The 10,022-nt window shown below is 37.4% G+C and carries 11 protein-coding genes; 6 read left to right on the top strand and 5 right to left on the bottom strand.

Going from position 1 to position 10,022, the window contains the following annotated elements; translation table 11 throughout:
- Positions 1–1,493 (top strand): cellulose biosynthesis protein BcsG (gene bcsG / locus H5072_RS04795; RefSeq protein ID WP_182692867.1); only part of this gene is annotated, 1,493 nt, incomplete at its 5' end.
- Between the two features lie 171 nt (positions 1,494–1,664).
- Entirely contained in the window at positions 1,665–3,221 is a 1,557-nt protein-coding gene (gene tyrR, locus H5072_RS04800; protein WP_002958215.1) for a transcriptional regulator TyrR, read from the top strand.
- A 28-nt stretch (positions 3,222–3,249) separates the two neighbouring features.
- Here the strand turns inward: tyrR and H5072_RS04805 are convergent, their stop codons facing one another.
- Positions 3,250–3,744, bottom strand: a complete 495-nt coding sequence (locus H5072_RS04805) for a hypothetical protein (protein WP_024596632.1) — start codon at positions 3,742–3,744, stop codon at positions 3,250–3,252.
- A gap of 106 nt (positions 3,745–3,850) precedes the next feature.
- Between H5072_RS04805 and H5072_RS04810 the strand changes: the two genes are divergently transcribed.
- The gene (locus tag H5072_RS04810; protein WP_024596631.1) at positions 3,851–4,390 is read left to right on the top strand and encodes a thioesterase family protein; all 540 of its coding nucleotides are present in this window, start codon (positions 3,851–3,853) and stop codon (positions 4,388–4,390) included.
- Positions 4,391–4,472: 82 nt separating this feature from the next.
- Here the strand turns inward: H5072_RS04810 and H5072_RS04815 are convergent, their stop codons facing one another.
- Positions 4,473–5,126 carry an OmpW family protein gene (locus H5072_RS04815; RefSeq protein ID WP_024596630.1) on the bottom strand — a complete coding sequence of 218 codons (654 nt, stop codon included), beginning with the start codon at positions 5,124–5,126 and terminating at the stop codon, positions 4,473–4,475.
- Between the two features lie 412 nt (positions 5,127–5,538).
- Positions 5,539–7,245, bottom strand: a complete 1,707-nt coding sequence (locus H5072_RS04820; protein ID WP_182692868.1) for a lysophospholipid acyltransferase family protein — start codon at positions 7,243–7,245, stop codon at positions 5,539–5,541.
- A 129-nt stretch (positions 7,246–7,374) separates the two neighbouring features.
- Between H5072_RS04820 and H5072_RS04825 the strand changes: the two genes are divergently transcribed.
- Positions 7,375–8,295 (top strand): glyoxylate/hydroxypyruvate reductase A, encoded by a 921-nt coding sequence (locus H5072_RS04825; protein ID WP_182692869.1) that lies wholly within the window; start codon positions 7,375–7,377, stop codon positions 8,293–8,295.
- Between the two features lie 96 nt (positions 8,296–8,391).
- Positions 8,392–8,538, top strand: a complete 147-nt coding sequence (locus H5072_RS04830) for a hypothetical protein (protein ID WP_002958221.1) — start codon at positions 8,392–8,394, stop codon at positions 8,536–8,538.
- A gap of 194 nt (positions 8,539–8,732) precedes the next feature.
- Here the strand turns inward: H5072_RS04830 and H5072_RS04835 are convergent, their stop codons facing one another.
- Positions 8,733–8,978, bottom strand: a complete 246-nt coding sequence (locus H5072_RS04835) for a hypothetical protein (protein WP_002958222.1) — start codon at positions 8,976–8,978, stop codon at positions 8,733–8,735.
- A 106-nt stretch (positions 8,979–9,084) separates the two neighbouring features.
- On the bottom strand, positions 9,085–9,528 hold the full coding sequence (locus tag H5072_RS04840; RefSeq protein WP_024603734.1) for a hypothetical protein: 444 nt from the start codon (positions 9,526–9,528) through the stop codon (positions 9,085–9,087).
- A gap of 113 nt (positions 9,529–9,641) precedes the next feature.
- Here H5072_RS04840 and H5072_RS04845 point away from each other — a divergent pair.
- Positions 9,642–10,022 (top strand): response regulator (locus H5072_RS04845; RefSeq protein WP_002958224.1); only part of this gene is annotated, 381 nt, incomplete at its 3' end.

A 10,022-nucleotide genomic window follows, 5' to 3' on the forward strand; every position in this document is an offset into this window, starting at 1 on the left:
TAACCAATGCTGCCCTTGCAGCACTTTTAGCAATCAAATTTAATAAATCGACTTTTGAAAAGTTAAAACATGTACTTGGTGGTATTTTTGCGATTATCATACTTTACCAAGACTCTTGGTTGCCGCCAATAAATAGGCTGACAAAGCAAGCTGGTAATGTTCAAGATTTCAGCTTTGGTTATTTTTTTGAACTTTTAGCACGTGTAATCAGTGTAGATATGCTATTGGCATTATTCGTTATTACCGTGTGTTTTTGGTATACATCTCAGTGGTTACGTTTTACAACAATTACAATTGTTGGGCTGCTTTTGATTGGATGGCAAGGAGAGGGTGAACAATCAGGCACAGTAGTAAATGCCAAATCTACAAATACAACAATTAGAAATGAGCCTACTAATCAAGCACAAGTCATTACTCGCGAAAGCCAAACGCCTGATCAAAAATTGTCAGACTTTTATCAACAACAAAGCCATTTAATTAGCCATTTTCCTTCGCAAGTTAATGGCGAACTGTTCGATGTCATCGTTTTAAATATTTGTTCAATGGCGATTGATGATTTGAACGCTATTGGCGTTAGTGTTGAAGACATGTTTAATGATTTTGATGTGGTGTTTTCAGATTTTAACTCAGCAACATCATACAGTGGGCCTGCAGCTATAAGGCTTTTACGCGCAAGTTGTGGGCAAACAAGCCAAACGGCTTTATTTAGTGATGCACCAGAGCAATGTTATCTATTTAAAAACTTAGAAAAATTAGGGTATCAAAGCAGCGTTGTGATGAACCACGATGGCCACTTCGATGACTTTAAAGGTTTGGTTAATCGCTTTGGTGGTCTAAACGATAAACCACTTAATATTGATTCGCTTCCAGTAGCGCAATACGGTTTTGACGACAGTCCTATTTATTCTGACGGTGCAGTGCTAGATAGTTGGCTTAAAAATGAAGCGCAAGATTGTGAGCCGTGTGCAATGTATTACAACACAACAAGCCTTCACGATGGTAACCAGCTGGCCAATAAAAAACGCATGAACAGCCTTGAAAGTTACCCAATCAGGCACGCTAATTTATTATCTGATATTAATCGTTTTATTCAAAACCTTGAAAAGCGCGGCCGTAATGTCATGTTAATGGTAGTACCCGAACATGGTGCAGCATTAAAAGGTGACAAGGTACAGTTTGCTGGCCTTCGTGAAATACCAAGCCCTACTATTGTATCTGTACCAGCTGCTATAAAATTTATTGGCCCAGACGTTAAAAGTTATTCGCAAATTATGATTAACGAATCGACTAGTTACTTTGCCTTATCTGAAATTGTTGCAAAAACACTTGAGACAAATGTTTTTGGGGGTAATAACAGCATTGCCAATTTAGTTGAAAACTTGCCAAAAGCACCAAAAGTTGCTGAAAATGCCGGCACAATCATGATGTATGTTAATAAACGACCTTACATACAACTTGATGGCGAAGAATGGTCTGCTTACCCTCAAGGTTAAAAGTAATTTAGCTACGCAGTAGGCTAGCTCTGCTGTGTAGCGTGTTTATGTTGTTATTCTTATGTGTTAATTAAAACGCAGACTTGTCCAAAAATGTTTACAATAAGCTACCTTATCAAAGCGACTTAGCGTATTATTCGGCTAATTTAGTTTTTCCTGCTTTGAGGATGTATGCGTCTAGATATTCACTGTGCTGATAGGATCGGTATAGCCCAAGAAATCCTTAATATTTTAGTTAACTACAGTGTTGATTTAAAAGGTATTGAGGTCGATTCTGTCAATTGCCGTATGTATGTGAGCTTTCCAGAAATAGAGTTTGAGCAGTTTCAAAAGATTATGCCATCGATACGTTTAATCGACGGCGTACATGACGTGCGTACCACTGCGTTTTTACCATCTGAGCGTGAACACAACGAATTAAATACTTTGCTACGTGCATTGCCTGATGGTGTTATCTCTATTGATGCTAAAGGTTGGGTACGCTTATGCAACGATGCAGCATGTAAGGACTTACAGTTAATTGAAAAAGAAGTTATTGGTGCAAATATTAATAACTTACTTAAAGGGTTTAACTTTACGCGTTGGCTAGAAGGTAAAGAAGTGCTTGGGCAAACCACGCGCGTTGAAGTGGCGGGTGAAGATTTTATTGCAGACATTTTACCAATTGCCGTGCCACAAGGCAGTGAAGGCGATGTTTTAGCGGGTGCGGTTATTAACATTAAATCGCAAAGCCGCTTAGGGCAGCAGGTCAGTGCATTTAGACGCTACGGGCAAGAAAGCTTTGCTACTATTCATAACTTTAGTACGGCAATGCGCCGAGTTGTGCGCGAAGCACGCAAAATGGCGCAACTAGAAGCCCCTATTTTGATTACTGGCGAAACTGGCACTGGTAAAGAGTTATTAGCTCGCGCGTGTCATTACGCATCTAATCGCTCTGTTAAGCCTTTTATTGCGCTATCGTGTGCTTCACTTCCTGATGATGTTGCTGAGTCTGAATTATTTGGTTATGCCGGGTACGAAGAAAACGCAGCGCCAAAGCGTGGTGTATTAGAGCAAGCTGATGGTGGAACTGTATTTTTAGATGAAGTTGGCGAAATGTCGACTCAACTACAAACTAAGTTACTGCGTTTTTTACAAGATGGTACGTTTAGAAAAGTAGGCGATGAGAACGAAGTTAAAGTAAATGTTCGTATTGTAGCTGCTACTCAAAAAGACTTACCTGCAATGGTACAAGAAGGGGTTTTTAGAGAAGACTTATATTACCGTATAAACGTGCTTACTTTAGAAATAGCGCCACTAAGAGATAGAAAAGCAGATGTAGGACCACTTGCAGAGCATTTTATTCAAAAATATGCGCAACAAAATGGTCATGCAATTCCTGTTTTATCACAAGAGTGTTTAAGCTTTTTACAAGAGTATCCCTGGCCTGGAAATGTACGTCAGCTGGAAAATGCAATTTACCGTGCAGTGTCGTTACTAGATGATAGCGAGCTTCGCGTAGAGCATTTGCAGTTACCAACTTTTACTCATGATTTAGGGTATTTAGAGTCTGATTTTGAAGGCTCACTAGATCAAGCTGTTAAACGTTTTGAAGCGACTTTACTTCGCAAACTCTACCCTGCTTACCCAAGCTCACGTCAGTTAGCTAAGCGATTGGGCCTAAGTCACACCGCTGTAGCTAATAAGTTACGTGATTACGGGATTAATCGAAAAACAGTAAAAGTGTAATTGACTTAAAGAAATTAAAATATGGGGACTAATTTTTAGTGCCCATATTTTTTGTTACCCCATCAATTGCAATCGTCTCAATACCTTCTTCGTTAAAGTTCATTACGATACTGGCGTTATTACGAGTGAAAAAATAGCTACGGCCATTTAGCTCAATAACATAGTCACCTTTTACCGGATCGCTAAACTGCTGCTTTTTTAGAGTGACTGTATGTTCGCCAATTTGCCATTCAAACTCCTCAATAAACCCGTTATTAAATTCTTGAACCCATACTTGGCTGTCATCTTTTGAGAGTGTGATAGCGACAGAATAAGAGCTAGGAATTTGCTCCATATTGTAACTTTTAGATCCAATAGTGAATTTCTCAGCTTTTTGCTGCCATTCAAAACCAAATTTAAATTCTTTAACTACACCGGTAGGGTAAGTTACTGAGCCTTTACCTGGTAACGAAAAATCGGCAAAAGCATTGTAGCTAGGGACTAATAGGGCCAGTGCAGCGATAATTTTTAGTTTTGATTTCATTAGTTATCTTTTTTATTGTAATAATGATTTAAGATTAAAGTAGAATATTCGTCTTCGCAAGGGGCTATGCTACACTCGAATAAATTTAACTGGTAAGACCTTTTTTGTGAACTTATATATTCGACTTTTATTATTATTTTTCAAAATTAAACGCAATAAGCAATATCAAAATCTACTTGATACAGTAGATATTGATTACAAAGCTTTGCCGACTGATTGTGATATTAATTTACATTTAACAAACTCACGCTACCTTGCGATGATGGATTTATCTCGCACGTGGATGACGGAGCGTGTTGGCTTACTAAAGCAAATAATGAAGCGTCGTTGGTTTCCGATTGTTAACGCAACTGCTATTACTTATATCCGCGATATTAAACCTATGCAGCGATATACAATAAGTACTAAGTTAGTTGGTTGGGATCATAAATACTTTTATATTGAGCAAAAGTTTCACTCAGAGCGAGGCTTACATGCTATTGCTTATGTACGCGGTGTATTTAAAAGTAAAAAGGGTATTATAAGTATTGAAGAAATGCTTGAAGTTGCTGGTTTTGATGGGCAAACACCTATATTGCCAAGTGAAGTAATGCACTGGAAAGAAATGTTAGAGCAGAAAAAGTTAAGTAACCTGCCAAATCGCTAATACCCTACAAATGAGAAAAAAGGCCTTTCGGCCTTTTAACACACATTGTAATTGGGTAACTATGTACTACTTCATATATACTTTAAAAGCTGTACCTAACACCAAACATAGCCACAACAGGGTCAAGCTCAACAGTTGATGTAAGCGATTTTGCACCATTAGCATAAACAGTGGCATCGGTATCAATATCCATAATTGATACCATAGCGTGTAAACCCCAGTTTTTATCAATTTTATAGTTAGCACCTACCTGAGCCATAAAGCCAAACGAATCATCTAACTTTACTTCTACATCGTCTGTTCCTAGTGTTGCTTTAAGTGCTTGAGAGGGTTGCTCATCAAAAAATGTAGTGTAGTTTATGCCTACGCCTATAAAAGGTCTTAGCGCATAGCTTGTATCTAAAAAGTGGTATTGTGCAACCAATGACGGTGGAAGTTGTTTTATATCTGCAATTTTGTTGCCTGCTAAGCCGTCTGCGCCATTTACATCGTGTGAAAACGGTGTTGCTGCTATCAGCTCTAACACCCATTGATCGTTAAATGCATAATCTACGGTGATACCTAGTTGAGTATCTGAATCACCTTTAAGGCCTAGCGTAGGTGCTTCATTAATCGCTGAGCTACTGTTATCAGGGTTTACGTTAATAGCGCCAACATTTACGCTAAAGTTAGCGTGTGCAGCTGGAGAGAGTGCTAATAAAGAGGTTAATAATGCGATGCTAATTTGAGTTTTCATGTTGTTCTCCAAGAACTACTGTTTGATTGGCGCTATTATTACCGAGCAATAAATATGAAAACCTGTTCTAGATCAAAGTTTAAAAAGCATTTGAAGCTTATAAAATATTTTATTGATTTAGATTAATTTTAGTGTCGTTATGCTTTTGTAAAGATTGACATATTTATTTAATTAACAGTCACATGAATATATTAAGGCAGGCACTGCCTTGCCATAATCTCGTGTTTAACCAAGGGCCTTAATAAACAAGAAAATATGTTTTTAGCAGGGTTCAAAAAATAATTAAAACAGCCGACACTTAAAAAAGTATTGGAAGACTTAAATGCGATTGAGTCGGTTTGTATAATGAAATATAAACCGAGTATTTTATAATGCATAAAATACTCGGTGCACTGACTTTACTTATCAATAGTTATTCTAAATAACGTTTAGCTTTGTTTTCTTTCACACTTTTAAGATCGACTAATACCAATCCATCAATACAATTATTAAAATCGGGATCAATGCTAAAGCTTAAAAATTGTACACCGCCAGGGTTGCAAAGCTCAGTATATTGTTTAAATAAAGTAGGGACTTGAGCGCCCATATTAGCTAACACATGTTTTAACTCTACAAAATCTTCTTTAACATCGTTTCCATTAAAAAGAATATTGCATTGAGTTAGCTGTTGCTCAGTTAATTTAAGCTCATTATTAGGCGTAGCTAGTTCTATACTGCTTTTATAATAATGTTGATAGTAATAAACGAGCATGGCTTTGGCTTGCTCAGGTAGAGCGTTGGACACGCTTACAGCCCCAAATAAATATCTATACTGTGGGTAGTTTTTTATAAAAGCACCAATACCGTACCATAAATAGTCGAGACTCTTACGTCCCCAATACTTAGGTTGTACAAAACTTCGACCAAGCTCAATACCTTGGTGCAGATAGGGCGTCATAGCGTCGGTGTAAGAAAATAAACTATCGGTATATAAACCTTCACGTCCATGTTTTTTTATTATCTGTTGTGCGCAGGCTAATCGATAAGCACCTACTAGCTCTAGCTGCATAGGGTCCCACAGTACAAGGTGTTGGTAATCCATATCGTATTTATCTATATCACGACGCTTACCGCTTCCTTCACCTACTGCTCTAAATGCAATTTCTCTGAGGCGTCCCAACTCTCTAAAAATAGGTGAACTACCTACATATTGATATAAATGAATGTGCATGCCATCGTGTGTTTTACCCAGAAGCTGACATTGCTCAATTGCTCTTTTTAGTTCTTTTCTACACTCGGGCACAGCAATAGGTGTTTGTGTTTTTAGCGGCAGTGTTTTTTTAGTTGTAAGCCTATAAAGCTGCTTACGTATGAGGTTTACAATTTCTTTATCTTTAAGGTTTTCTATCAAGTAGGACTCAGGAGGGATAGAAGCACCAATTTCAAACTCTAAAGATTTTTGGCGCTGCTTAAACATTTCGGCCACTAATAGTAAACTTGCCAAAGGTTTATAAATCATTGATGTACCATAAAAAAGCGGACTATTTTTGGCTTTAATAAAAATAGGTAAAATGGGGCAGTTGGCTTTTTTTGCCATACGTAAAAAACCGCTATTCCATTTGCAATCCTTAATACCGGTTGGTCCTAGGCGCGACACTTCCCCTGCAGGAAATATAAGTAAGGCACCTCCACCTTTTAAATGGTTTTGTATATTACTAAGCTCTTGCTTTTTACTCATACCAGATAAGTTATCAACAGGGAGTAAAAGAGAATGCATTGCGCTGACCGACATTAACATGCGGTTTGCGACTACTTTTAAATCCTGCCTTACTGTAGAGAGTACTTTAATAAGTGCTAAAGCATCTAGTGAACCAATAGGGTGGTTAGCAACAATAACAAGTTTACCCTCGTTAGGAATATGTTCTATCTGCTTAGGTTTATAGCGCGTATCAAAATTGAGTTCATCAAGTACTTGCTCAACAAATTCTAATCCTTGTAGGTGAGGGTACGTATTACCAAAGGTGATAAACTCTTGTTCATGCAATAAGTAACCTAAGCCCTTTTTTACTAAACCTTTTACTTTTGGAGAGTTCTCTAGTTGTGGTAAGTTTGCTGCAATTACTTTATCAACACTTATCATATTAACCTCATATCCCGTTTGGTCTATTCGCTATACATGTAAGATTAAAAAAAGGGTGTGACAGTTACTTTGCAGTAGTGTGACTTTTTAAAGTACTAAATTATAAACTGTGAATTGCTAGGAGAATTTATGTCGGTATTGGTGGCTATAACGGGGCGCAACAACGAAAAGCTAATAACGAAGTTACAAGAGCGATTACCAAATACATTGATAGAGCAATGGCCTGATTGCAAAAACGCAAATAATGTGGATTTTGTACTTGCGTGGAATGCTCCTGAGTCTCTGTGGCCGCAGCTGCCTAACTTAAAAGCTGTGTCGTCATTTGGTGCAGGCGTAGACAGTATCGATTTAACATTATTACCTGAACATGTCGAAGTAGTACGTATTGTTGACATGCAACTTGCTGAAGATATGGCGGAATATGTACTTACACATGTCTTAGCTCAAAAATTACGCTTAAAAGAGTATTACACTAAACAAACACAGCAAACATGGAAGCCAAAACGAGCTTTTAGTAATAAACATGTTGGTATACTTGGATTTGGCGAATTAGGTAAAGCATGTGCGCAAAAACTTGTAACTAATGGTTTTAAAGTAAGTGCCTGGGCGCAAAGTAATAAAAACACGACTAATGTCGAGGTTTATTATGGCGATGAAGGACTTAGCGATATGCTCTGTAAGATTGATTATCTCGTGTGCTTATTACCTCTTACGCAGGCAACGAAGGGTATTATTAATCACTCAATGCTCGCTAAGCTACCTTCACATGCTGTTGTTATTAATGTAGCACGTGGTGCTCATGTGGTTGAGCAAGATTTATTAAATGCATTAAATAACGATAGCTTACGCGCTGCTACCTTGGATGTTTTTGACCAAGAACCTTTAACGCAGAATCACCCTTACTGGGGAAACCCCAAAATAACACTTACACCACATTGTGCAGCGCTATCTGATTTAAGTAGCGTTATAGACCAAATAGCCGATAATATTGAACGTTTGAATATCGGCTTAGCACTCAATAATTCAGTGGATAGAACTAAAGGTTATTAGCTGATAGCTAATTAGTTTAAAAAACAGCTTGTTAACATTTGTAATTTTCATTAGTGTAAAAGATATTCTCACTAATAAAAATATAAAGAGGGTGTTATGAAATCCAGTCAAAGTGGGGCTAAATTAAGCCTCGTTGTTATTTCAATTATTGTGCTAGGTGTTTCAGCTTGGTTTAATCAGGCTAACGCTGAAGATAGTCCATCTAAAACACAAACCCAAAGTGAATTAACAATAGCAGATTAACCTAGCTTATTAGGTATTTTCAGTTTTCGTCTTTCTTCTCGTTTCTCTCAACAGTACATGCTCAGCACCATTATTGTAGTGGTGCTTTAGTGGCGTTTAATATTGTCCTGATCTAACGTGTTTCTAATATTTTAAAAATTCGCAACAAAAAAGCCCAGCAATGCTGGGCTATTAAATATTCTAAGGAGAAGTTGTTAACTTTGGGTTACATTAAATTGCCCAAATGTATAAACTTTAAACAGGTAAAAAGTGTTGATCAACACTAAACTCATATTTGAAATAACGCTCGACGACATAAGATCTAGGCTAAATGATAAGAATAATAAACCACATGCACTAATGGCGGCAACGCGCAGCAGTGTTATCTGGTTAATAAAGAATGCACCTAAACCTAGTGCAAGTAGTGTAGTATTTAAAAGCCAATCTAGCTCATTTAGCATGGTCGTTTCAATAGTTCAGTTGTTGAAAAAAGGAGCGCCATTATGTTGATCTTTTGCACACCTTTCAACCAAGTAATTTTAAATTTTCAGATTAGTTTTTTTAATGCTAAAAGTAACTGCCAATTGCCGAAAACAAACCATTGTCAGCAATTACTTGATACTTTTGACAGCTCTGTGGTTTTTGTAAATCACTGCATAAATAAAGGGATTCACGGCTAGAATCATAGTTGGGGTGCAAGTTGGAATCAATTAAAGTAGCTCCGTAACCTAAAAGTCCAGGCCAGTAAACACTCTCACTTACCATCCCTAATTTTTTATAGGTGAGCAAGGTTGGTTTTGGAAAAGCTAAAATTATTACAATAACAATGGCCAGAGATATAAATAGCCCCTTTTTTGACTTTGTTTTTTGGCTAGTGCCATTGTTTATGTTTGTTTTTTCCTCTGCGGGTATAGAGCGCTGAGTAGGGCGTTGCGGCTTTCTTTTTTGCGCTGTTTTTTTTCTTGTTGGTGCTTTACCTAGCAACGACTGTTTATTTGGGGTTTTAGACATAAAGCAAATCTGGCCTTTTTTCCGTAGGTCTCTATAATTAAATGAGCAAATTTATATACTAAGCTAATTATTATGATAACTTAAAGTTAGCTTATAGCCTACGAGGAATAAAGATGAATACGCAGCTATCAATTTTAATTGTAGATGACGTTAGCACAGTGCGTAGTTTTTTGAGCCAAACGCTCATGCACTTAGGGATAGATAACGTAAAGGAAGCATCTACTGCCTCACAATGTATTAGTGAGTGCCAGGCTGCAAATTATAATATCATTTTTTTAGACATAGAACTGCCGGACGGCGATGGCAAAGATTTGATTGCGCAAATCAATGAATTAAGCCCTGAGACAAATGTAGTAATGGTATCTGCACATTCAGGTATTGAAAATGTTAAGGATGCAATTGATAAAGGCGCTAAAGGATTTGTAGTGAAGCCGTTTACACCTAAAAAAATAGCGGCAATGCTTAAGAAGTTTTATCCAGACTTGGAAAATGTA

Origin of the sequence: Pseudoalteromonas sp. SR45-5, from assembly GCF_014163565.1 — a bacterium.
Classification (GTDB): domain Bacteria; phylum Pseudomonadota; class Gammaproteobacteria; order Enterobacterales; family Alteromonadaceae; genus Pseudoalteromonas; species Pseudoalteromonas distincta.

Coding starts and splice junctions, on each gene's coding strand:
- H5072_RS04825 (WP_182692869.1), top strand. CDS start 7,375: ATGTCGGTATTGGTGGCTATAACGGGGCGCAACAACGAAAAGCTAATA.
- H5072_RS04805 (WP_024596632.1), bottom strand. CDS start 3,744: ATGAAATCAAAACTAAAAATTATCGCTGCACTGGCCCTATTAGTCCCT.
- H5072_RS04835 (WP_002958222.1), bottom strand. CDS start 8,978: ATGCTAAATGAGCTAGATTGGCTTTTAAATACTACACTACTTGCACTA.
- H5072_RS04840 (WP_024603734.1), bottom strand. CDS start 9,528: ATGTCTAAAACCCCAAATAAACAGTCGTTGCTAGGTAAAGCACCAACA.
- H5072_RS04815 (WP_024596630.1), bottom strand. CDS start 5,126: ATGAAAACTCAAATTAGCATCGCATTATTAACCTCTTTATTAGCACTC.
- H5072_RS04820 (WP_182692868.1), bottom strand. CDS start 7,245: ATGATAAGTGTTGATAAAGTAATTGCAGCAAACTTACCACAACTAGAG.
- tyrR (WP_002958215.1), top strand. CDS start 1,665: ATGCGTCTAGATATTCACTGTGCTGATAGGATCGGTATAGCCCAAGAA.
- H5072_RS04830 (WP_002958221.1), top strand. CDS start 8,392: ATGAAATCCAGTCAAAGTGGGGCTAAATTAAGCCTCGTTGTTATTTCA.